Origin of the sequence: Micromonospora coriariae (assembly GCF_900091455.1) — a bacterium.
GTDB lineage: Bacteria > Actinomycetota > Actinomycetes > Mycobacteriales > Micromonosporaceae > Micromonospora > Micromonospora coriariae.
Window position 1 is genome coordinate 4,673,443 of sequence record NZ_LT607412.1, and the last position, 22,402, is coordinate 4,695,844.

The window sequence follows — 22,402 nt, forward strand, 5'->3', positions numbered from 1 at the left end:
TCACGCCCGCAGCTCACCGACCGCGTCGAGCAGTTGGGCGACGCCGGCGGCCCGGTCGGTCAGGTGCAGCCGCAGGAGCGGCCGCTCCCGGCCAACGAGGGCCTCCCGGTCGCCAGCGGCCTGCGCCGCCTGCAACTCGCCGAAGGTGTACGGCTTGCCCGGCACCGGCAGGTCCTCGGCGACCGCGCCGGTCACCTGCAGGTAGCTGCCCACCTGTGGGCCGCCCTTGTGGTACTGGCCGGTGGAGTGCAGGAACCGTGGCCCCCAACCGAAGGTGACCGGCCGGCCCGACGCTTCGGCCAGCAGCGTACGCAGCCGGCCCGCGTCCGCGTCGGCGAACCGGTCCAGGTACGCCATCACCGCCAGGTAGCCGTCGTCGCCCATCCCGTCGAGCAGCCAGCGCAGCACGCCGGCCAGGTCACCGGGGGCACCCTGCGGCGCGTACACCTCGATCGCGCCCTCGGTGAACGACGGCGTCTCCGCCGGCAGGCCCGAGGCCAGGATCTTGTTGGTGTTCTCCTTGGACTCGGTGACGTTCGGCTGGTTGAACGGGTCGATGCCGAGCACCACCCCGGCCACGGCGGTGGCGTACTCCCAGGCCAGGAACTGCGCGCCGAGTGGGCCGTTGACGGCCACGTCCGGGTTGGCTCCGCCGCCCGGTGCGTCGCCGGGGGCCAGTGCGCCGCCGTAGCTGACGGTCAGCACGTCCGGGCCGGTGGCGCCGGCGCTCTGTGGAGACTCCACCACCACCGGCAGGATGCCCACCCCGGCCTTGCCGGTCGACTCGGCGATCAACTGCTCGGCCCAGTCGCCGAACCCCTCGATGCCGGTGCCGTCGGAGATCAGTGCGACCTTGTCCCGGGCCAGCGTGGCGGCGGCGCCCAGCGCGGCGCCCAGTGCGAGTGCCGGATTGTCCCGATCCCCGGCGAGCGACGCGGCCAGCTCGTCGGCCTGGTCGATCAGCTCCGTCACCTCGACCCCGGCCAGCGCCGAGGGCACCAGCCCGAACGCGGTCAGCGCCGAGTACCTGCCGCCCACGTTCGGATCGGCCAGCACGGTGAACGCGCCCATCTCGGTGGCGGTGGCCTCCAGCGGCGAGCCGGGGTCGGTGACGATGACGAAGTGTCGACCGGCCTCCGCCTCGGTCATCCCGGCGTCCAGGAACGCCTGCCAGTAGGCGCGTCGGTGGCTGTCCGTCTCCACCGTCGAGCCGGACTTGCTGGCCACCACCACCACGGTGCGCTCCAGCCGGTCACCCAGCGCCGCCCGGACCTGGCCCGGGTCGGTCGTGTCCAGCACCGTCAGCGGCCGGCCCATGGTGCGGGCGATCACCTCGGGGGCCAGCGACGAGCCACCCATGCCGGCGAGTACCACGTGGTCCAGGTCGGCCAGCTCCGCGGTCAACTCGGCAAGCTGTGCCAGCAGCTCCCGGCTACGCCGGTGGGTGTCCACCCAGCCGAGCCGGATCTTCGCCTCGGCTTCGGCGTCCGGCCCCCACAGGCTCGGGTCCTTGGCTGCCAGCCGGCCCGGGACCTCGGCCCTGACCAGCGCGTCCCGGGTCGAGGCGGGTGCGGACTTGTCGACAGCGTCCGCGCCGTACACGGCGAGCCCGGCGGCGGCCTCCACCGGCCCGGCCAACAAGTCGCTCATGCTGCCGCCCCGCTTCGCGCGGCGGCAGCACGAGACTCCCGGACACTGAGCCTGCTGTTTCGCTCGCTCCGCTCGCTCATGCGTTACCACCGGCCTGCTGGGCGGCCTTCGCGTTGCCCTTGGCGGCCGCGTTGGGGGAGCCCTTGCCGGCGGCTGCCGCGTCCAGCGACTTGCGGACGCCGTCGAGCAGCTCCTGCCAGCTGGCCTCGAACTTCTCCACGCCCTCGCGCTCCAGGGTCGCGATCACGTCGGCCATGTCCACCCCGACCGACTCCAGCTGGGTGAAGACCTCGCGGGCCGCGTCGTACGAGCCGCTGATGGTGTCGCCGCGGGTCTCACCGTGGTCGGCGTACGCGTGGATGACCGCCTCCGGCATGGTGTTGACAGTTCCCGGGGCGATCAGCTCCTCGACGTAGATGACGTCCCGGTAGTCCGGGTTCTTCGTCGAGGTGGAGGCCCACAGGGGCCGCTGCGGGTGCGCGCCGGCGTCGGCGAGTGCCTGCCAGCGGTCGGAGGAGAACACCTCGCTGTAGCGCTCGTACGCCAGCTGGGCGTTGGCGATGGCCGCCTTGCCCTTGAGCGCCTTCGCCGGATCGGAGCCGATCTTCTCGAGCCTCTTGTCGACCTCGGAGTCGACACGGGAGACGAAGAAGGACGCCACGGACCCGATGGTGGAAAGGTCGTGACCGTTCGCCTTGGCCTGCTCCAGGCCGGCCAGGAACGCCTCCATCACCGCCGAGTAGCGGTCCAGACCGAAGATCAGGGTCACGTTGACGCTGATGCCCTCGGCCAGCGTGGCGGTGATCGCCGGCAGGCCCGCCTCGGTGGCCGGGATCTTGATGAAGAGGTTGGGCCGGTCGACCAGCCACCACAGCGCCTTGGCCTCGGCGACCGTCCGGTCGCTCTCGTGCGCCAACCGCGGGTCCACCTCGATGGAGACCCGGCCGTCGACGCCGGCGCTCTGGTCGTACGCCGGGCGCATCACGTCGCAGGCCCACCGCACGTCGTACGTGGTGAGCATGCGTACGGCCTCCTCGACGTCCACCCCACGGGCGGCGAGGTCGCGCAGTTGCCAGTTGTACTCGTCGGCGTCGCTCAGCGCCTTTGCGAAGATCGTCGGGTTGGTGGTGACCCCGACGACGCGCTTCTCCCGCCGCAGCTGGTCCAGCCCGCCGGAGCTCAGGCGTACCCGGGAAAGATCGTCCAGCCACACCGCCACACCCGCGGCGGTGAGCTCATTCAGCCTGTCCGTCATGCCGTCCACGCTCCCCTCAGTTGCCGGTCGTGAAACCGGTGATGTCGCCCACCCGGGCCAGCGAGGCGTGTGCCGCCGCCACGATCCGGTCGCCGGTGAAACCGAACTGCTCGAAGAGCACGGTGTGCGGGGCGCTCGCTCCGTAGTGCTCCAGGCTGACGCTCTCGCCGAGGTCGCCGACGACGCCGCGCCAGGACATCGCGATGCCCGCCTCCACGCTCACCCGTGCCTTTACCCCGCGTGGGAGCACCGACTCCCGGTACGCCTCGTCCTGCTCGTAGAACCACTCCTGGCAGGGCATCGACACCACCCGGGTGGGGGTGCCGTCGGCCTCCAGGCGCTCCCGGGCGGTCAGGCAGAGCTGCACCTCGGAACCGGTGCCGACGATGATCACCTGCGGCTTGCCGTTGGACGCCTCGGCCAGCACGTAGCCGCCCTTGGCGACCCCCTCCGCGCCGCCCAGGACGTCCCGGTCCAGGGTCGGCAGCGGCTGGCGGCTCAGCGCCATGGCGGTGGGCCGGTCGGTGTGCTCCAGCGCCAGCCGCCAGGCCCAGGCGGTCTCGTTGGCGTCGGCCGGGCGGACCACGTCCAGGCCGGGGATGGCGCGCAGCGCGGTCAGGTGCTCCACCGGCTGGTGGGTCGGACCGTCCTCGCCGAGGCCGATCGAGTCGTGCGTCCAGACGTACGTCACCGGCAGCTTCATCAGCGCGGCCAGCCGCACCGAGGGGCGCATGTAGTCGCTGAACACCAGGAAGGTGCCGCCGTACGGGCGGGTGCCGCCGTGCAGGGCGATGCCGTTGAGGATCGCGCCCATGGCGTGCTCGCGGATGCCGAAGTGCAGCGTGCGCCCGTACTCGTGGCCCGGGAAGTCCTTGGTGGCGTGCGCGGCCGGGATGAAGGACGGTTCGCCCTTCATGGTGGTGTTGTTGCTCTCGGCCAGGTCGGCCGAACCGCCCCACAGCTCCGGCAGCACCGGCGCGAGCGCCTCCAGCACCTTGCCGGAGGCGGCCCGGGTGGCCAGGCCCTTGGCGTCGGCGGGGAAGGTGGGCAGCGCGTCGGCCCAGCCTTCGGGCAGCACCCGGCCGGCCATCCGCTCGTAGAGCGCCGTGCGCTCCGGGTTCGCCGACTTCCAGGCGTCGAACGCGGTGGTCCACTGCTCCTGGGCGGCGGAGCCGCGGCCCATCACCTTCCGGGCGTGGCCGAGCACCTCCGTGTCGACGTCGAAGGTCTTGTCCGGGTCGAAGCCGAGGATCCGCTTGGTGGCCTTCACCTCGTCGGCGCCGAGCGCCGAACCGTGGATCTTGCCGGTGTTCTGCTTGTTGGGCGCGGGCCAGCCGATGATGGTGCGCAGGGCGATGAAGGAGGGACGCGCGGTCTCCGCCTTGGCGGCCAGCAGCGCCTGGTAGAGCGCCTCCGCGTCCTCGTGGTAGTCGCCCTGGTCGGCGTCGCCGCTGCGCCAGTCGACCGTCTGCACGTGCCAGCCGTACGCCTCGTAGCGGGCGGCCACGTCCTCGCTCTTGGCGATCCGGGTGTCGTCCTCGATCGAGATCTCGTTGTCGTCGTAGATCACCGTGAGGTTGCCCAGCTGCTGGTGCCCGGCGAGGGCGCTGGCCTCGTGGCTGATGCCCTCCTCGATGTCACCGTCCGAGACGATGCACCAGATGTCGTGGTCGAAGACCGACGCGCCGGGCTCGGTCTCCGGGTCGAACAGGCCGCGCTCGCGGCGGGCCGCCATCGCCATGCCGACCGCGTTGCCCAGGCCCTGCCCGAGCGGGCCGGTGGTGGTCTCCACGCCCGGGGTGTGCCCGTGCTCCGGGTGGCCCGGGGTGAGCGAGCCCCACTGCCGCAGCGACTGCAGGTCGGCCAGGCTCATCGGGTAACCGGAGAGGAACAACTGGATGTAGAGGGTCAGGCTGGAGTGTCCGGCCGACAGCACGAACCGGTCCCGGCCGGGCCAGTTCGGGTCGGCCGGGTTGTGCCGTATGACCCGGTTGAAGAGCAGGTAGGCCGCGGGCGCCAGGCTCATCGCGGTGCCCGGGTGGCCGTTGCCGGATTTTTCCACGGCATCCATGGCCAGCACGCGGACGGTGTCGACGGCCCGGCGGTCGAGGTCGGACCAGTTGAGTGCGGAGTGCTCGGGTCGGTTGGCAGCCACGATGGTTGTGCTCCTCGGCAGATGGGCGGAACCCTCACTGGTGACCCTATCGAGCGTGACTAAACGTCCGCCCGGGGATCTCTGCATGGTGTGCGGTACGTAGCGGCGCGTCGCGTCGTTCAACCCGGTGGTGTGACGGCCCGCACCGTTGTCGGGTCGGCCGGGCAGCCAAAACGACAACGCGTAGTGTGTGGGTCGGTATGCGGACCCCGAGCGGGTCCCGCCGATCCGATCTCCCCGTGCCGATGCCGGAAGGTGGCAATCCGTGAGCATGATCACCGAGCGCCCCGCGAGCAACCCTGCCGGGCACCCCCCGGCGCGGGCGGTCGAGGGTCCGGTGGCGCGGCGGGACGTGCGCGCGATCCTCTCGGCGTACGTGGCGCTCACCAAGCCGCGAATCGTCGAGCTGCTGCTGGTCACCACCATCCCGGCGATGATGCTCGCCGAAGGCGGTCTGCCGTCGCTGTGGCTGATGGCCGTGGTGCTGGTCGGCGGCTCGCTCGCCGCGGGCGCGGCCAGCGTGCTCAACTGCTACATCGACCGGGACATCGACCAGTTGATGCGGCGTACCAAGCGCCGTCCGCTGCCGGCGCACACCGTGTCGCCGCGGAGCGCGCTGATCTTCGGTCTCGTGCTGGCGGCGGTCTCGGTCGCCCTGATGGCGGCGCTCACCAACCTGCTGGCCGCCGGGCTGACCCTCGCCGCGATCGCCTACTACGACCTCGTCTACACCCTGTGGCTCAAGCGCTCCACCCCGACGAACACCTTCTGGGGCGGGGCCTGCGGGGCCGCGCCGGTGCTGATCGGGTGGGCGGCGGTGACCGGCTCGCTGGCGCCGGCCGCCTGGGGGCTGTTCGCGGTGGTCTTCTTCTGGCAGATGCCGCACTTCTACCCCCTCGCCATGAAGTACAAGGACGACTACGCCCGGGCCGGGATCCCGATGCTGCCGGTGGTGGCCTCCACCCGCCGGGTGAACGCCGAGATCCTGATCTTCGCCTGGCTCACCGTGCTCACCTCCCTCGCGGTCTGGCCGCTGGGGCTCAGCGCGATCTACGGCGTGCCGACCCTGGTGGTGGGCGCCATCTTCCTGGTCGAGGCGCACCGGCTCTGCCGGCGGGCGACGCGCGGCGAGGCGGTCAAGCCGATGCGGCTGTTCCACTGGTCGACGACGTACCTGACCATCCTCTTCGTGGCCGTCGCGGTCGACGCCCTGATCTGACCCTGCCCTGCCGCGGGGCTCCGCCCGTAAGTGTGGATGGCAATTCTTCGACTAATCACGGTCATGGATGAGTTGTCCGGGTTTAACGTCACATCAGCGTAACTTTCGGCATGAGCCGGATCGGCTCAACCTGCGGGGATTGGGTCCTGATTTAACCGCGTGTTCTGCGCTGAAAAGTCCGGATAAAACCGGACAGTTAACCTGTGGTGTTCCTTAAACCTGTAGGTAATTGGCATCACAAAAGCTGCATGGTTCTCGCCCGTCCGAGTGCAACTCTGCTTAGGCTTCGCGTCATGGCAGATGGTTCCGATACGACGCTGACGGCCGAGCAGACCGCCGGCGAGCAGGCGCCCCACGGCCTGGTCGCGGGCCTCAGGGCGTTCGCCGCCGGACACGGCGGAGCGAAGGCGGTCATCGAGTACGTCGGCAAGCGTGGCGCGCGAATCGTCCTCGTAGGTACCGACGGTGAGTGGGGCGACCAGTTCGCCGACGACACCGTCACCGCGCGGGAGGCGTGCGCCAAGGCGGGAGTCACCGTCGAGAACGCCTGGGAGCGTGAACTGATGGACCAGATGCGTCCGAGCAACGACCTCTGGCGGTCGATGGCCCGACGCACTATGGCCCGCTGAGATAGATACCTGAATTGACCAACCACTATCAGTCGACCCGGGGGGAACCCCGGGTCGCTCTCGTCACCTGCACCGAACTCGTCGACCTCGACCCGGACGACCGGCTGGTCCTCGCCCCGCTCGCCGCCCGGGGGATCGCCGCCGAGGCGGTCGTCTGGGACGACGCCGACGTCGACTGGTCCTCCTACGACCTGGTAGTGCTCCGCTCACCGTGGGACTACGCGCTGCGCCGCGACGAGTTCGTCGCCTGGGCCTCCTCCGTACCGGCGCTGGTCAACCCGGCCGAGGTGGTGCGGTGGAACACCGACAAGCGCTACCTCGCCGAGCTCAGCGCGGCCGGTGTGCCGACCGTGCCGACATCCTGGGTCGGGCCCGGGGAGAGTTGGCTGCCGCCGGCCGACACCGGCGAGTACGTGATCAAGCCGGCGGTCAGCGCGGGCAGCCAGGACACCGGCCGGTACGACCTGGCCGACCCGGAGCACCGGCAACTCGCCGCGGCGCACGTACGCCGGCTCTCCGACGCCCGTCGGGTGACGATGGTCCAGCCGTACCTGACGGCGGTCGACACCGAGGGCGAGACGGCACTGCTCTTCCTGGCCGGTCCGGACGGGCTCGCGTTCAGCCACGCGATCCGCAAGGGCCCGATGCTGACCGGGCCGGACCCCGGCCCGGACGGGCTCTACAAGGCCGAGGAGATCACCGCCCGCACCGCGGCCCCGGCGCAGCTGGCGGTGGCGGAGAAGACCCTGGCGGTGGTACCGGGCGGCACGGCGCAGCTGCTCTACGCCCGGGTCGACCTGATCCCCGGCCCGGACGGCGCCCCGGTCCTGGTCGAGCTCGAGCTGACCGAGCCGTCGCTCTTTCTCGGCTACGCCGACGGCGCACCCGACCGCCTCGCCGAGGCCGTCACCACCCACCTGGCCCGTCGCGGCTGACCTTCGCGGGGCGTCCCCGCCTCGACGCTTCCCTGGCGGTGCGCGGATCGCGGGTCGGACGGACCGGCGAGATCGCGTGGCGGGGCCGCGGCTAGGCGGTGGCCGGGACTGCTTCGGTGTCGGCCGGGGCGGCGGCCCAGGGTGCGGGGGCGACCGGGCGGCGTTCGCGAGTGGACCACTGCACCGAGAGGGTGGCCAGCAGCACCAGGCAGGAGCCGAGCATGTGTGCGCCGACCAGGACGGCCGGCACGTGGGTGAAGTACTGCACGAAGCCGATGAGGCCCTGACCCAGCTCCACGGCGAGCAGGACGACGGCGGCCCGGGTGGCCCGCCGTGCGCCGACCGCGCGGAACGCGAAGATCAGCGCCACCGAGAGACCGATCAGCAGGAAGACGCTGTCGGCATGCACCTGGGAGATCGACTCCGGGTCCAGGCCGTTGCGGGCCGCGCCCTGGTCGCCGGCGTGTGGGCCGCTGCCGGTGACCCAGGTGCCGATGACCAGCACCGCCACCGCGACGCCCGTGGTGACCCGGGCCAGCGCGCGCAGCGGCGCCGGGACCACGGCGACCGTCGGCCCGTCCGGGTCGGCGATCCGCCGCCACAGGGCGTACGCGGCGGCGATGACCGCCATCGAGGCGAGGAAGTGCAGCCCGACCACCCACGGGTTGAGGTTGGTGAGCACGGTGAGACCGCCGACCACGGCCTGGGCGGGAATGCCCAGGAAGACCGCGACGGCCAGCGCCAGCAGCCCGGGCCGGCGTGGCCGGTGGGCCAGCACGGCCAGCACGGTGGCCAGCGCGATCAGGCCCACCGCGAAGGTCAGCATCCGGTTGCCGAACTCGATCACCCCGTGCCCGCCCATTTCCGACGTCGCGACGTACGACGCGTCCGTGCACCGGGGCCAGGTCGGGCAGCCGAGGCCCGAGGCGGTCAACCGGACGGCCCCGCCGGTGACGACGATGCCCACGTTCGCGATGATCGAGGTGAGCGCGAGGCGGCGCAGCAGGGTGCCGGAGACCGGACGGACGTATCGGTTCACGGCGCAAATCCTACGCACCGTAGTGATCGAGGTTCGTCCGACTCCGCCGGCTCGGTGGTTCGGATCACCGGGGCCCGGGTTTGCGGCCCCTGAGGTAATTACGTAACGTTGGCGTTGTGAAAAACGTGGCGGCGCTCTCCGGGCAGCAGCCGACGGCCGGTCCGGCCGTCGGGGCGAGCGCGTCCGCGTCGGTCGTGACCACGTCAGCCGCGCTCAGCGGCACCGCGCCGACCGAGGTCTCCACCCGGGACCGGGTCACCCAGCTGCTGCTGGAGCGGGGGGCCACCACCGCCGCGCAGCTCGGGGAGGCGCTCGGGCTCAGCCCCGCCGCGATCCGGCGGCACCTGGACGCGATGCTCGCCGACGGTGACGTGTTCGCCCGCGAGCAGACCGTGCAGGGCAGCCGCGGTCGGGGGCGTCCGGCCAAGGTGTTCCTGCTGACCGAAGCCGCCCGGGTCCGCTGTGGCACCCATCACTACGACAACATGGCCACCGCCGCCCTGCGCTGGATCGCCCGCAGCGGTGGCTCGGACGCCGTCGAGGCGTTCGCCACCGAGCAGGTGTCCGCCCTCGAGTCCCGCTGTCAGGCGGCCATGGAGGACGCCGGCGACGACCCGCTCGCGCGAGCGGAGGCACTCGCCGCGGCGCTCACCGCCGAGGGTTACGCTGCCAACGCGTCCACGATCGCCTCCGGCGGCCAGCTCTGCCAGCACCACTGCCCGGTGGCGCACGTGGCCGCCGAGTTTCCCCAGCTGTGCGAGGCCGAGACCGCGGTGATCTCCCGTCTGGTCGGCACCCACGTGCAGCGCCTGGCCACCATCGCGCACGGCGACGGTGTGTGCACCACGCACATTCCGACCCAGCCGGGCCGCGTTCAATCCGGTAATCCCGTCACCACTGTGAGGACAGATAGATGACCGAGCAGATCGTCCAGCCCCTGACCCAGGAAGAGCAGCTCGCCGCCCTGGGTCGCTACGAGTACGGCTGGTCCGACCCGGACGCCGCCGGGGCGGTTGCCCAGCGCGGCATCAACGAGGCGGTGGTGCGGGACATCTCGGCGAAGAAGAACGAGCCGGCCTGGATGCTCGACCTGCGCCTGAAGGGTCTCCGGCTGTTCGGCCGCAAGCCGATGCCGGCCTGGGGCGCCGACCTCACCGGGATCGACTTCGACAACATCAAGTACTTCGTGCGGTCCACCGAGAAGCAGGCCACCAGCTGGGAGGACCTGCCGGAGGACATCAAGAACACCTACGACCGGCTGGGCATCCCGGAGGCGGAGAAGCAGCGGCTGGTCGCCGGCGTCGCGGCGCAGTACGAGTCCGAGGTCGTCTACCACAAGATCCGTGAGGACCTTGAGGAGCAGGGCGTCCTCTTCCTGGACACCGACACCGCGCTGCGCGAGCACGAGGACGTGTTCAAGGAGTACTTCGGCACGGTGATCCCGGTCGGCGACAACAAGTTCGCAGCGCTGAACACCTCCGTATGGTCCGGTGGCTCGTTCATCTACGTGCCGAAGGGTGTGCACGTGGAGATCCCGCTGCAGGCCTACTTCCGGATCAACACGGAGAACATGGGCCAGTTCGAGCGGACGCTGATCATCGTCGACGAGGGTGCGTACGTGCACTACGTCGAGGGCTGCACCGCGCCGCTCTACTCCTCCGACTCGCTGCACAGCGCGGTCGTGGAGATCATCGTCAAGAAGAACGCGCGTTGCCGCTACACGACCATCCAGAACTGGTCGAACAACGTCTACAACCTGGTCACCAAGCGCGCCGTGTGCCACGAGGGCGCGACCATGGAGTGGGTCGACGGCAACATCGGCTCCAAGGTGACCATGAAGTACCCGGCGGTCTACATGACCGGCGAGCACGCCAAGGGCGAGGTGCTCTCGGTGGCCATGGCCGGCGAGGGCCAGCACCAGGACGCCGGCGCCAAGATGGTGCACGCCGCGCCGCACACCTCCTCGACCATCGTGTCGAAGTCGATCGCCCGGGGCGGCGGCCGCACCTCGTACCGGGGCCTGGTGCAGGTGCTGGAGGGTTCGCACCACAGCCGGAGCACTGTCAAGTGCGACGCGCTGCTGGTGGACACCATCTCCCGCTCGGACACCTACCCGTACGTCGACATCCGCGAGGACGACGTGTCGATGGGGCACGAGGCGACCGTCTCCAAGATCAGTGACGACCAGCTCTTCTACCTGATGAGCCGGGGCCTGAGCGAGGACGAGGCGATGGCCATGATCGTGCGTGGCTTCATCGAGCCGATCGCCAAGGAACTCCCCATGGAGTACGCCCTGGAGCTGAACCGGCTGATCGAACTCCAGATGGAGGGCGCGGTCGGCTGACCCCGGCCGGCCGACTCTCGCGGTGGCCCACCCGCCGCTCCGCGTCGCGACCAGCCCGTCCGACCCTCCGATTAACCGTAGAACAGACCAAGGAAGACATGACTACCCAGGCTTCCGCGCCGCCCAGCACCAAGTCGCAGGCGCTGCGCTCGTACGACGTCGCTGACTTTCCGGCCCTCACCGGCCTGGAGGAGGAGTGGCGTTTCACCCCGCTCAAGCGGCTGCGCGGGCTCGCCGGTGAGCCACAGGCCGCCACCGGCACGATCCGGCACGAGTACGGCGACCTGCCCGAGGGCGTGGCCGTCGAGCGGATCGGCACCGACGACCCGCGGGTGGGCAGCGTGCTCACCCCGGTCGACCGGGTCAGCGCGCTCGCCTACGGCGGTGCCGGCCAGGCGCTGCTGCTCAGTGTGGCCAGCGACGTGGTGGTGGGTGCGCCGGTGAGCCTGCGGGTGGTCGGTGACAGCGCCGAGGGCGTGGCCTTCGGGCACACCTTCGTCGAGGTGGGCCGGTTCGCCGAGCTGACCCTGGTGCTGGAGCACGTCGGCTCGGCGACCCTGGCCGACAACGTCGAGGTCTCCGTGGCCGACGGCGCGAAGCTGACCCTGGTCACCGTCGCGGACTGGGCCGACGACGCGGTGCAGGCACAGCACCTGAAGATCAAGCTGGGTCGGGACGCCCGGGTGACGCACGTCCAGGTCAGCCTCGGCGGTGACCTGGTCCGGCAGTACACGTCGGTGGAGTACACCGGCCGCGGTGGCGAGGCCGAGCTGTACGGCGTCTACTTCGCCGACTCCGGCCAGCACCTGGAGCACCGGCAACTGGTGGATCACAGCGTGCCGGACTGCCGCAGCTACGTCGGTTACCGGGGCGCCCTGCAGGGCGAGGACGCGCACACCGTCTGGGTGGGCGACGTGCTGATCCGGGCCGAGGCGACCGGCACCGACACGTACGAGATCAACCGGAACCTGTTGCTCACCGACGGCGCGCGGGCGGACTCCGTACCCAATCTGGAGATCGAGACCGGCGAGATCGCCGGCGCCGGCCACGCCAGCGCGACCGGCCGCTTCGACGACGAGCAGCTCTTCTACCTGATGGCCCGGGGTATCCCGGAGGGCGAGGCCCGCCGCCTGGTGGTTCGCGGCTTCTTCGCCGAGCTGATCAACAAGATCCCGGTGGAGTCGCTGCGGGAGCGTCTTGGCGACGCGATCGAGGCCCGGCTGACCAAGGCTGGCGCCTGATGATCCGGATCTGCTCCACCGAGGATGTGCCGAAGGGCACCGCGATCAGCGCGGATGTCGACGGCACCCCGATCGCGCTGGTGCACGGCGAGGACGGCCAGTTCTACGCCGCCTACGACGAGTGCTCGCACGCCTCGGTCGCCCTCTCCGAGGGTGAGGTCGACGGCTGCACGCTCGAGTGCTGGCTGCACGGCTCGCGTTTCGACCTGCGCACCGGGCAGCCCTCCGGGTTGCCGGCCACCGAACCCGTACCCGTCTACCCCGTCGAAGTCCGCGACGGCGACATCTACCTCAGCCTGACGCCGAGTAATGGAGTGACCCGATAATGAGCACCCTGGAGATCCGCGACCTGAAGGTGTCGGTCAAGCTGCCCGAGGGTGAGCTCAAGCCGATCCTGTCGGGCGTCGACCTGACCGTCCGCTCCGGTGAGACCCACGCGATCATGGGCCCGAACGGCTCCGGCAAGTCCACCCTGGCGTACTCGATCGCCGGCCACCCCAAGTACGAGATCACCGGCGGCACGGTGACGCTCGACGGCGAGGACGTTCTCGCCATGACCGTCGACGAGCGGGCCCGCGCCGGCCTCTTCCTGGCCATGCAGTACCCGGTCGAGGTCCCCGGCGTCTCGGTGGCGAACTTCCTGCGCACCGCGAAGACCGCCATCGACGGCGAGGCCCCGAAGCTGCGCACCTGGGGCGGCGAGCTGCGCGGTGCCATGGAGCGCCTCCAGATGGACCCGGCGTTCGCCCAGCGCAACGTCAACGAGGGCTTCTCCGGCGGTGAGAAGAAGCGGCACGAGATCGTCCAGCTGGAGCTGCTCAAGCCGAAGATCGCGATCCTCGACGAGACCGACTCCGGCCTCGACGTGGACGCGCTGCGCGTGGTCAGCGAGGGCGTCAACCGGGTCCGCGACAACGGCGACACCGGCGTGCTGCTGATCACCCACTACACCCGGATCCTGCGCTACATCAAGCCGGACTTCGTGCACGTCTTCGTGGCCGGCCGGATCGTCGAGCAGGGCGGCCCGGAGCTGGCCGACAAGCTCGAGGCCGAGGGCTACGAGCGGTACGCCGCCGGGGCCGGCACGGCCAAGGCCTGAGCGGGAGAGGCGCTGCCGAGATGACCAGCATCGCGATCCCCCCGGGGATGCCGCAGTACGACGACGTGCCGCGTTTCGACGTGGCCCGGGTGCGCGCCGACTTCCCGATCCTCGATCGGGAGATCAACGGGCACCCGCTGGTCTACCTCGACAGCGCCAACACCTCGCACAAGCCCCGGCAGGTGCTCGACGTGCTCGGGGAGCACTACGCGCGGCACAACGCCAACGTGTCGCGCTCGGTGCACACCCTCGGCACCGAGGCGACCGAGGCGTACGAGGGGGCGCGGGCCAAGGTCGCCGCGTTCCTCAACGCGTCGAGCCCGGACGAGGTGGTGTTCACCAAGAACTCCACCGAGGCGATCAACCTCGTGGCGTACGCGTTCTCCAACGCCTCGCTGCGCCCCGACGCCGACCCACGGTTCCGCCTCGGCCCCGGCGACGAGGTGGTGATCTCCGAGATGGAGCACCACTCGAACATCGTCCCGTGGCAGCTGCTCTGCGAGCGCACCGGCGCGACCCTGCGCTGGTTCCCGGTCACCGACCAGGGCCGGCTGGACGAGTCGGGCCTGGACGACCTGGTCACCGAGCGGACGAAGATCGTCTCGCTGGTGCACGTGTCGAACATCCTCGGCACGATCAACGCCACGGCCCGGATCACCGCGCGGGTCCGTGAGGTGGGGGCGCTGCTGCTGCTGGACTGTTCGCAGTCGGTGCCGCACCTGCCCGTCGACGTGGTCGACCTGGACGCCGACTACATCGTCTTCACCGGGCACAAGATGTGCGGCCCGACCGGCGTCGGTGTGCTCTGGGGCCGGGCCGAGCTGCTGGCGGCGATGCCACCGGTGTTCGGCGGCGGCTCGATGATCGAGACGGTCACCATGGCCCGGTCGACGTTCGCCGCTCCGCCGGCCCGGTTCGAGGCCGGGACCCCGCCGATCGCCGAGGCGGTCGCGCTCGGCGCGGCGGTGGACTACCTCACCGGGATCGGGATGCGGGCCATCCAGTGGCACGAGAAGGAGCTGACGGCGTACGCGCTGGAAGCCCTCGGATCGGTGCGCGACCTGCGGATCTTCGGCCCCACCGTGCCGGTGGGCCGGGGCGGCACCATCTCCTTCGCACTGGGTGACGTGCACCCGCACGACGTGGGTCAGGTGCTCGACTCGCTCGGTGTGCAGGTGCGGGTGGGCCACCACTGCGCGAAGCCGGTGTGCAGCCGGTTCGGTGTCCCGGCGATGACCCGGGCCTCGTTCTACCTCTACACCACCACCGAGGAGATCGACGCTCTGGTGGCCGGTCTGGAGCAGGTGCGGAAGGTGTTCGACTGATGCAACTCGACCAGCTCTACCAGGAGATCATCCTGGATCACTACAAGCATCCGCACGGGCGTGGCCTGCGCGACGCCGCCGACGCGGACGACCAGGTCGCCGAGGCGCACCACGTCAACCCGACCTGCGGCGACGAGGTCACCGTCCGGGTGGCCACCGACGGCGCGGTGCTGCACGATATCTCGTACGACGGGATGGGCTGTTCGATCAGCCAGGCGTCGGCGAGCGTGCTGCACGAGTTGCTGCGTGGTCGGGGCGCCGGGGAAGCTTTCGAGGTGCACGAGGCGTTCGTCGAGTTGATGTCCGGCCGTGGCCAGGTCACGCCGGACGAGGACGTGCTCGGTGACGGGGTGGCTTTCGCGGGTGTGGCCCGCTACCCCGCTCGGGTCAAGTGCGCGCTGCTGCCGTGGATGGCGTTCAAGGACGCCGCGGCACGCGCCGGTGTGGGCGTGAGCCCGGAGGTGAAGGCATGAGCAGCGAGAACACGGCTACCGAAGCGACGCCCGAGGCTGGTGACGCCACGGCGTCGCAGACCGGTGCCGCGACGACCGACGGTGTCGCGGCGCCGGGTGCCGGCGAGACCGCCGCCCCGGCGACCGGCGTCAGCAAGGCGATGATCGCCGACATCGAGGAGGCGATGAAGGACGTCGTCGACCCGGAGCTCGGCATCAACGTGGTCGACCTGGGCCTGGTGTACGGGGTGCACGTCGACGACGAGAACGTCGCGACCCTGGACATGACGCTCACCTCGGCGGCCTGCCCGTTGACCGACGTGATCGAGGACCAGGCCCGACAGGCGCTGACCACCGGGCCCGGCGGCGGCCTGGTCAACGACATCCGGATCAACTGGGTGTGGCTCCCGCCGTGGGGGCCCGACAAGATCACCGACGAGGGTCGGGACCAGCTCCGTTCCCTCGGCTTCAACGTCTGAGCCGACTCCGGTTGGCAGCATCGAGCGCGGTACCCGTCACGGGTGCCGCGCTCGACGCGTTCCCGCCGCGCCCCGCGCGGGTGCGGGTGCGGGGCACGTGGTGGTGCGGCGGAAATGCGCTGGCGTGGGATGGAGTGGGCCACCCAGGATGAGCGCATGATCGAGGCGTACCGGATGCAGCTTCCTGTCGGCGCGGCCATTGCCGAGCGCCGACAGCGCGTGCTTCCCCGTCGCGCCTCGACCCGGCGCCGACGACCGTGACCGGGGCGTTCCTCGCCGGCCTCGTGGCCGGTTACGGCGTCGCGATCCCGGTCGGGGCGATCGCGGTACTCATCCTGGGGCTCAGTGCCCGTACCTCGTTCCGGGTCGGCGCGGCCGGGGCGCTGGGCGTCGCGACCGCCGACGGCCTGTATGCCGCTGTCGCCGCCGTCGCTGGTGCGGCTGTGGCGGGCGTCGTCGAGCCGGTGGCCGGCCCACTGCGGATGGTGGCCGCCGCGGTGCTGCTCGCGCTGGCCGCGCACACCGCGTGGCGCGCCCTGCGGCCCGCGCCGGTGACCGGTGCGCGGAGCCGTCGCGGGCTGGACACCCCGTTGCGCGCCTTCGCCGGCATTCTGGCGCTGACACTGCTCAACCCGGCGACGGTGGTCTACTTCGCCGCGTTGGTGCTCGGCCGGGGCGACGCCGCCGATCCGGGTGTGTCGACGGCCGTGCTGTTCGTGCTCGGCGCGTTCATGGCATCGGCGAGCTGGCAGCTGCTCATCGCCGGCGGCGGCACCCTGGTCGGCCGGATCCTCACCGGCACCCGCGGCCGGCGGGCCATCGCCATCACGTCCAGCGCCATCATCACCATCCTGGCCCTGACCGTCCTCCTCTCCACCTGACGCCCCCGCCACCTCCGCTGATCATGAAGTTAGCGTCGTCGATCCCGGCGTGTCGTGACGCTAACTTCATGATCAGCGGAGGGGGCGGCGCGGGGGTGGGCGGTGGTGCCGTAGGTTCGGGGGATGTCTAGCCGACCTGCTGCCGGTGGTGGGCGCTGGGTCGAGGTTGATCCGGCTCGGCTCGGTCGCTGGGTCGAGGGCTTCGCCGAACGGCACGGTCCGCCCACCGTGACTGCCCAGGGGTACGGTCTGCTGCTCACCGCCCCCGACGGCGCCACCGCGGAGCTGCACGCCCCGCCCGGCGCCGCCGGCGACCTGAGTGCGTCTGCCGGCACGAAAGTCGGCGGGGACCTGGCGGGCTTTCTCGCCGCCGCCGCCGCGCCACGGCGGATCGGCCTGTTGCTGGCGCGCAAGAGCGCGGTGGCCGTGGGCGTCGCGGCGGGGGAGGACCTCGTAATCTCCAAGGTGGACAGCCGCTACGTGCAGGGCCGTACCGCCGCTGGTGGCTGGTCCCAGCACCGCTTCGCCCGTCGGCGGGACAACCAGGCGAAGGCCGCTCTCGGCGAGGCGGTCGAGTTGGCGGTACGGCTGCTGCTGCCGGAGGCCGGCACGCTCGACGCCGTGGTGGCCGGCGGTGACCGGCGCACGGTCGACGGCATCCTCACCGATCGGCGCCTGGCCCCGCTCGCCGCGCTGCGGGCCGACCGGCTGCTCGACGTTCCCGAGCCCCGACACGCCGTGCTGGTCGCCGCGGTGGCGGCCGCCCGGGCCGTCCGCGTCCTGGTCCGCGATCCCGCCCCGTCCGACTGACCCTGCCGTGACGAGTGGTGCGGGAAGCATCCGAGAACCTTGTCACGCGAAGGGCGCCCCGACGGTCGGTACCGGCCGTCGAGGCGCCCGAGTCGGCGCGGCGGACCGTCAGAGCTGGTTGGTGCCGAAGGTGTCGCAGACCTTCGGGTCGCCGCGGTCGTAGCCCTGGGTGAACCAGCGCTTGCGCTGCTCGGACGTGCCGTGGGTGAACTGGTCGGGGTTGACCCGCCCGCCGGAGCGCTCCTGGATGCTGTCGTCGCCGATCGCCTCGGCGGCCTGCACGGCCTCGCTGATGTCTGCCTGGGTGATGGACTTGAACAGCGGTTCCTGGCCGGTCTTGTCCTTGCTCTCGGTGGCGTGCCTGGCCCAGGCGCCGGCGTAGCAGTCGGCCTGCAACTCCAGCCGTACAGAGGCGGAGCGGGGGCCGCTCTGGTCGCCCTGGCCGGCCTTCGCGTTTGTGCCGAGCAGGTTCTGGATGTGGTGTCCATACTCGTGGGCGAGCACGTAGGGCTGAGCGAACTCACCCTTGGCGCCGAACCGGGAGGCCAGCTCGTCGTAGAAGCTCAGGTCGATGTACACCTGCTTGTCGGCGGGGCAGTAGAACGGGCCGACGCCCGAGTCGGCCTGCCCGCAGCCGGTGCTCACGGCGGCCTGGAAGAAGTTGGTGTCGGTCGGCTCGTACTTTCCGTTGCCCAGCTCCGGGTACGCCTTCTGCCAGTAGGCCTGGATGCTGTTGACGTAGAGCGCGTTGCGGCAGCGCGCGTCGTCGAGACGTTCGGGGTTGTCGCGGGAGCACAACTGCTCCAGGTCGGTGCCGCCGGCCTGACCGCCCTCGTCGCCGTTGGTCACGGCGTTGAGGCCGAAGCCGCCGCCGAGCAGCGCGATGAGCACGGCCACCACGATGCCGATGATGCCGCCTCGACCGCCGCCTCCGGGGATCGGGATGCCGAAGCCGCCGCCAGATCCGCCGCCGCGGCCCACGTCGTTGACCTGGGAGGTGTCGATTTCGGCCCGCTCGTTGAGTTCCATGCTGACCCCGATCGCCGTATGCCGGTGAGTGTCTTTATGTGTCGTTTCGTCCATCGAGTGCCGGACCGGGTCCGGACATCCGGTCCGGTACCCGATGATCTTGATCGGTAATCCGGGAGGGGCACCCGGGAGCGCCCGGTACACTGGTTGGGTGCTGCGCTGCGAAGGCTGAACCGCCCCGCGCCGCCGGGCCCCTTGAGCCCGCCGGCCGTTTCGCGTGCCCCGAGTCAGCCTTCCAGACCCCGAGAGCGAGCCCGAAGAAATGATCACTGCCACCGGCCTGGAGCTGCGTGCCGGTTCCCGGATCCTGCTGTCCGACACCACCCTGCGGGTGCAGCCCGGTGATCGGATCGGCCTGGTCGGTCGCAACGGCGCCGGCAAGACCACCACGCTGAAGGTGCTCGCCGGCGAGGGGCAGCCGTACGCCGGGCACATCGACCAGCGCAGCGCCATCGGCTACCTGCCGCAGGACCCGCGTACCGGCGACCTGGAGGTGACCGGCCGCGACCGGGTGCTCTCCGCGCGCGGCCTGGACGTGCTGATGTCCCAGATGCAGGAGGTCGAGGCCCGGCTCGCCGAGGACGCCGACGAGAAGCTGGTCCGCCGCTACGGCGCCCTGGAGGACCAGTTCGCCGCCCTGGGCGGGTACGCGGCCGAGGCCGAGGCCGCGCGGATCTGCGCCAACCTCGGCCTGCCGGACCGCGCGCTGGCGCAGACCATCGGCACCCTCTCCGGCGGTCAACGACGGCGCATCGAGCTGGCCCGGATCCTGTTCCGGGACGCCGGCGAGAACGGCGGCGGCATCCTGCTGCTCGACGAGCCGACCAACCACCTCGACGCGGACTCGATCACCTGGCTGCGGGGCTTCCTCGCCAACCACAAGGGCGGCCTGATCGTGATCTCCCACGACGGCGCGCTGCTGGAGTCGGTGGTCAACAAGGTCTGGTTCCTCGACGCCACCCGGTCCGTGGTCGACGTCTACAACCTGGGCTGGAAGGCGTACCTGGAGGCGCGCGAGACCGACGAGCGGCGCCGCCGCCGGGAGCGGGCCAACGCGGAGAAGAAGGCCGGCGCCCTGATGGCGCAGGCCGACAAGATGCGGGCCAAGGCCACCAAGACCGTCGCCGCGCAGAACATGGCCCGCCGGGCCGAGAAGCTGATCTCCGGCCTGGAGGAGGTACGGGTCGCCGACCGGGTGGCCAAGGTGCGCTTCCCCAGCCCCGCGCCGTGCGGCAAGACCCCGCTGACCGCGACCGGCCTGTCCAAGTCGTACGGCTCACTGGAGATCTTCACCGACGTCAACGTGGCGGTGGACCGCGGCTCCCGGGTGGCCATCCTGGGGCTCAACGGCGCCGGCAAGACGACGCTGCTGCGGATGCTCGGCGGCCTGCTGACGCCAGACACCGGCGAGGTGCACGCCGGGCACGGGCTGCGCCTCGGCTACTACGCCCAGGAGCACGAGACGCTGGACGTGGAGCGGACGGTGCTGGAGAACATGCGCGCGGCCGCCGTCGAGCAGTCCGACACCGACCTGCGCAAGATTCTCGGTGCGTTCCTCTTCTCCGGGGACGACGTGAACAAGCCGGCCGGGGTGCTCTCCGGCGGCGAGAAGACCCGGCTGGCCCTGTCCACCCTGGTCTGTTCCGGCGCCAACGTGCTGCTGCTCGACGAACCGACGAACAACCTCGACCCGGTCAGCCGGGAGCAGGTGCTGGACGCGATCGCCAACTACCCGGGAGCGATCGTGCTGGTCACCCACGACCCGGGCGCGGTGCTGGCGCTCAAGCCGGACCGGGCCATCCTGCTGCCGGACGGCGACGAGGACGCGTGGAGCGACGACCTGCTCGAGTTGGTCGAGCTGGCCTGACCGCTCCCGGTCGCCGCACGTAAGGAAGGGCCCCTTCTTATCGCCTCGCGATAAGAAGGGGCCCTTCCTTACACACCGGCCGCGCTCAGCCGAGCAGGTCGACCAGCCGGCCGAGCACGCCGGAGCCGACCAGGATCACCACCCCGATGCCGACGAAGATCGCCGGCACCAGCCAGTGGCCGGCGCGTTCGACCAGCCGGACAGTCCCGGGGTGCCCGCCCAGCCAGGCCGCGGCGGCGCACCACAGCGCGATGAGCAGCACGAAGACCAGCAGGAAGACCGCGCTGTCGGCGGGGCCGAGGGCCCGGAACACGGGTACGTAGACGGCCACGTTGTCGGCGCCGTTCGCGATCGTCACCCCCGCCACCCCGAGTGTGGAGGCCACCACGACGGGTTCCTCGTCGCCGTCACGGTGGACGAGGGCGCGGATCCCGAGCGCGATCGGCAGCAGCCCGAGCAGCCCGGTCCACGGGTCGGGCACCACCAGCAGGCCCGCGGCGACCACCACGCTGGCCAGCGCCAGCGTGCCGATGCCGAGGTACTGCCCGGCCACGATCTGCCGGGCCCGCGGTCGGCCGGTGCGCCGGGCGGTGACGAAGAACAGCGTCAGGATGACGATGTCGTCGATGTCGGTGGCCGCGAAGACCACGGCCGCCCCGGCGGCGGTGCCCAACAGGTCGATCACGACCGCAGGGTACGGGTCGTCGACGGGCATCGTCGCACGGCGATGATGGTACGCCCGGCCGGTGCGACGGGACCGATCGCCAGGATCACTCTATCGGGAAGCTGACATTGCATAGCGTGTCGGTTGGCGAAGAGTTGATATCTGGCGCATGATCGTTCGAGGCGGTCTAATAGGTGGGACCGTATCCGAACCGCACAGTCTGGGACGTGAGGACACAGCATGGCAGCCACTGGCACAGCCACCAGCACTGAGAAGGGTCGCCGGATCATCGGAGCCGAGCGTCAGACGCTCGCCAAGGACCTGGTAAAGCGGTACACCTCGGGGGAGAGCATCCGCGCGCTCGCGGCCTCGACCGGCCGTTCCTACGGGTTCATCCACCGAGTGCTCACCGAGTCCGGGGTGCAGCTGCGCCAGCGCGGCGGTGCCCGGCGCCGCAAGAAGGCGTGACCCGCCCCCCAGCGTCGTCCGACAGCGCCGCTCCCCGGGCCGCCCGGTGACCGCCGAGGCGACCGGGGTTCGGCTGACCTGCGACGGGCCGGTTGCCACTGTGACGTTGTGCCGGCCCGACGTGCTCAACGCCCAGACCCCCGCGATGTGGCGGGCGATGAGCGACTTCTCCCGCGACCTGCCCGGTGACGTGCGGGTGGTCGTCGTCCGGGGCGAGGGGCGTGCCTTCTCCGCCGGTCTCGACCTCTCCGTGGCCGGCGCTTCCGGCCCGGGGTCCTTCGCCGAGCTGGCCACGCTGCCCGAGCAGGAGTGCGCGGCCCGGATCGCCGAGTTCCAGGCCGGTTTCACGTGGCTGCACCGCCCGGACGTCATCTCTGTGGCGGCCGTGCAGGGTCACGCGATCGGCGCCGGGTTCCAGCTCGCGCTCGCCTGTGACCTGCGGGTCCTGACCACCGACGCGAAGCTGTCGATGGCCGAGGTGACCCTCGGTCTGGTGCCCGACCTGGCCGGCACGAAGCGGCTCGTCGAGCTGGTCGGCTATGCCCGGGCGCTGGAGATCTGCGCGACCGGCCGTCGGATCGACGCCGCCGAGGCGGACCGGATCGGGCTGGCCACCCTTGTCGTGCCGCCGACCGAGCTGGACGGCGCGGTCGGTGACCTGACCGCCGGCCTGCTCGCCGGCGCCCGTGACGCGGTGGTGGAGATCAAGGCGTTGCTCGCGGGGGCGCCCGGGCGGTCGCACGCCGACCAGCAGCGCGCCGAGCGGGAGGCACAGACCCGCCGGCTGCGCGACCTCGCCGGCCAGGGAGAATAGTAAGGACCGTACGGGAAGATCCGGGTTACGACCGAGGTTGTCACAGT

At 71.1% G+C, this 22,402-nt stretch carries 22 protein-coding genes; 16 read left to right on the forward strand and 6 right to left on the reverse strand.

The window, feature by feature from the left end; translation table 11 throughout:
* The 3 genes from GA0070607_RS21835 to tkt form a co-directional block, all read right to left on the reverse strand.
* Entirely contained in the window at window positions 1-1,650 is a 1,650-nt protein-coding gene (locus tag GA0070607_RS21835; RefSeq protein WP_089019862.1) for a glucose-6-phosphate isomerase, read from the reverse strand.
* A gap of 76 nt (window positions 1,651-1,726) precedes the next feature.
* Window positions 1,727-2,905: a transaldolase gene (tal, locus tag GA0070607_RS21840; RefSeq protein WP_089022006.1), complete on the reverse strand. Its 1,179-nt coding sequence runs from the start codon at window positions 2,903-2,905 to the stop codon at window positions 1,727-1,729.
* A 16-nt stretch (window positions 2,906-2,921) separates the two neighbouring features.
* The gene (tkt, locus tag GA0070607_RS21845) at window positions 2,922-5,060 is read right to left on the reverse strand and encodes a transketolase (RefSeq protein WP_089019863.1); all 2,139 of its coding nucleotides are present in this window, start codon (window positions 5,058-5,060) and stop codon (window positions 2,922-2,924) included.
* 265 nt (window positions 5,061-5,325) lie between these two features.
* Between tkt and GA0070607_RS21850 the strand changes: the two genes are divergently transcribed.
* The 3 genes from GA0070607_RS21850 (at window position 5,326) to GA0070607_RS21860 (ending at window position 7,843) form a co-directional block, all read left to right on the forward strand.
* On the forward strand, window positions 5,326-6,279 hold the full coding sequence (locus GA0070607_RS21850) for a heme o synthase (RefSeq protein WP_089019864.1): 954 nt from the start codon (window positions 5,326-5,328) through the stop codon (window positions 6,277-6,279).
* 293 nt (window positions 6,280-6,572) lie between these two features.
* Window positions 6,573-6,908 carry a hypothetical protein gene (locus tag GA0070607_RS21855; protein WP_089019865.1) on the forward strand — a complete coding sequence of 112 codons (336 nt, stop codon included), beginning with the start codon at window positions 6,573-6,575 and terminating at the stop codon, window positions 6,906-6,908.
* A 14-nt stretch (window positions 6,909-6,922) separates the two neighbouring features.
* Complete coding sequence (locus GA0070607_RS21860) at window positions 6,923-7,843, forward strand: ATP-grasp domain-containing protein (RefSeq protein ID WP_089019866.1); 921 nt, start codon at window positions 6,923-6,925, stop codon at window positions 7,841-7,843.
* A 91-nt stretch (window positions 7,844-7,934) separates the two neighbouring features.
* On the opposite strand, the gene GA0070607_RS21865 is transcribed toward GA0070607_RS21860, so the two are convergent.
* Complete coding sequence (locus GA0070607_RS21865; RefSeq protein ID WP_172899079.1) at window positions 7,935-8,900, reverse strand: COX15/CtaA family protein; 966 nt, start codon at window positions 8,898-8,900, stop codon at window positions 7,935-7,937.
* Between the two features lie 176 nt (window positions 8,901-9,076).
* Here GA0070607_RS21865 and GA0070607_RS21870 point away from each other — a divergent pair, with 176 nt between their 5' ends.
* The 10 genes from GA0070607_RS21870 to GA0070607_RS21915 all read left to right on the forward strand — a co-directional run bounded on the left by GA0070607_RS21870 (window position 9,077) and on the right by GA0070607_RS21915 (window position 17,513).
* Entirely contained in the window at window positions 9,077-9,799 is a 723-nt protein-coding gene (locus tag GA0070607_RS21870; RefSeq protein ID WP_089022007.1) for a helix-turn-helix transcriptional regulator, read from the forward strand.
* Window positions 9,796-11,226 carry a Fe-S cluster assembly protein SufB gene (sufB, locus tag GA0070607_RS21875; protein WP_074312771.1) on the forward strand — a complete coding sequence of 477 codons (1,431 nt, stop codon included), beginning with the start codon at window positions 9,796-9,798 and terminating at the stop codon, window positions 11,224-11,226. Before GA0070607_RS21870 ends, sufB begins: the two co-directional genes overlap by 4 nt.
* 98 nt (window positions 11,227-11,324) lie before the next feature.
* Window positions 11,325-12,467 carry a Fe-S cluster assembly protein SufD gene (gene sufD, locus GA0070607_RS21880; protein ID WP_089019868.1) on the forward strand — a complete coding sequence of 381 codons (1,143 nt, stop codon included), beginning with the start codon at window positions 11,325-11,327 and terminating at the stop codon, window positions 12,465-12,467.
* Complete coding sequence (locus GA0070607_RS21885; protein WP_074312767.1) at window positions 12,467-12,793, forward strand: non-heme iron oxygenase ferredoxin subunit; 327 nt, start codon at window positions 12,467-12,469, stop codon at window positions 12,791-12,793. Before sufD ends, GA0070607_RS21885 begins: the two co-directional genes overlap by 1 nt.
* Window positions 12,793-13,566, forward strand: a complete 774-nt coding sequence (sufC, locus tag GA0070607_RS21890; protein ID WP_089019869.1) for a Fe-S cluster assembly ATPase SufC — start codon at window positions 12,793-12,795, stop codon at window positions 13,564-13,566. The genes GA0070607_RS21885 and sufC overlap by 1 nt, the downstream gene beginning before the upstream one ends.
* A gap of 20 nt (window positions 13,567-13,586) precedes the next feature.
* A complete protein-coding gene (locus tag GA0070607_RS21895) occupies window positions 13,587-14,891 on the forward strand; it encodes a cysteine desulfurase (RefSeq protein ID WP_089019870.1) in 1,305 nt (434 codons plus the stop codon).
* On the forward strand, window positions 14,891-15,364 hold the full coding sequence (gene sufU / locus GA0070607_RS21900; protein WP_089019871.1) for a Fe-S cluster assembly sulfur transfer protein SufU: 474 nt from the start codon (window positions 14,891-14,893) through the stop codon (window positions 15,362-15,364). The genes GA0070607_RS21895 and sufU overlap by 1 nt, the downstream gene beginning before the upstream one ends.
* The gene (locus tag GA0070607_RS21905) at window positions 15,361-15,822 is read left to right on the forward strand and encodes a metal-sulfur cluster assembly factor (RefSeq protein ID WP_089019872.1); all 462 of its coding nucleotides are present in this window, start codon (window positions 15,361-15,363) and stop codon (window positions 15,820-15,822) included. Before sufU ends, GA0070607_RS21905 begins: the two co-directional genes overlap by 4 nt.
* Window positions 15,823-16,079: 257 nt before the next feature.
* The gene (locus tag GA0070607_RS21910; RefSeq protein WP_089019873.1) at window positions 16,080-16,703 is read left to right on the forward strand and encodes a LysE family transporter; all 624 of its coding nucleotides are present in this window, start codon (window positions 16,080-16,082) and stop codon (window positions 16,701-16,703) included.
* A 123-nt stretch (window positions 16,704-16,826) separates the two neighbouring features.
* Window positions 16,827-17,513, forward strand: a complete 687-nt coding sequence (locus GA0070607_RS21915) for an acVLRF1 family peptidyl-tRNA hydrolase (protein WP_089019874.1) — start codon at window positions 16,827-16,829, stop codon at window positions 17,511-17,513.
* Between the two features lie 108 nt (window positions 17,514-17,621).
* On the opposite strand, the gene ypfJ is transcribed toward GA0070607_RS21915, so the two are convergent.
* Window positions 17,622-18,542, reverse strand: coding sequence for a KPN_02809 family neutral zinc metallopeptidase (gene ypfJ / locus GA0070607_RS21920; RefSeq protein WP_089019875.1), 921 nt, complete (start codon window positions 18,540-18,542; stop codon window positions 17,622-17,624).
* A gap of 262 nt (window positions 18,543-18,804) precedes the next feature.
* Between ypfJ and GA0070607_RS21925 the strand changes: the two genes are divergently transcribed.
* Entirely contained in the window at window positions 18,805-20,409 is a 1,605-nt protein-coding gene (locus tag GA0070607_RS21925; protein ID WP_089019876.1) for an ABC-F family ATP-binding cassette domain-containing protein, read from the forward strand.
* A gap of 85 nt (window positions 20,410-20,494) precedes the next feature.
* Here the strand turns inward: GA0070607_RS21925 and GA0070607_RS21930 are convergent, their stop codons facing one another.
* Window positions 20,495-21,094 carry a cadmium resistance transporter gene (locus GA0070607_RS21930; RefSeq protein ID WP_231930118.1) on the reverse strand — a complete coding sequence of 200 codons (600 nt, stop codon included), beginning with the start codon at window positions 21,092-21,094 and terminating at the stop codon, window positions 20,495-20,497.
* A 219-nt stretch (window positions 21,095-21,313) separates the two neighbouring features.
* Between GA0070607_RS21930 and GA0070607_RS21935 the strand changes: the two genes are divergently transcribed.
* On the forward strand, window positions 21,314-21,541 hold the full coding sequence (locus GA0070607_RS21935; protein ID WP_074312753.1) for a helix-turn-helix domain-containing protein: 228 nt from the start codon (window positions 21,314-21,316) through the stop codon (window positions 21,539-21,541).
* A 46-nt stretch (window positions 21,542-21,587) separates the two neighbouring features.
* The gene (locus GA0070607_RS21940) at window positions 21,588-22,355 is read left to right on the forward strand and encodes an enoyl-CoA hydratase/isomerase family protein (RefSeq protein ID WP_089019878.1); all 768 of its coding nucleotides are present in this window, start codon (window positions 21,588-21,590) and stop codon (window positions 22,353-22,355) included.
* Window positions 22,356-22,402 lie beyond the last annotated feature (47 nt).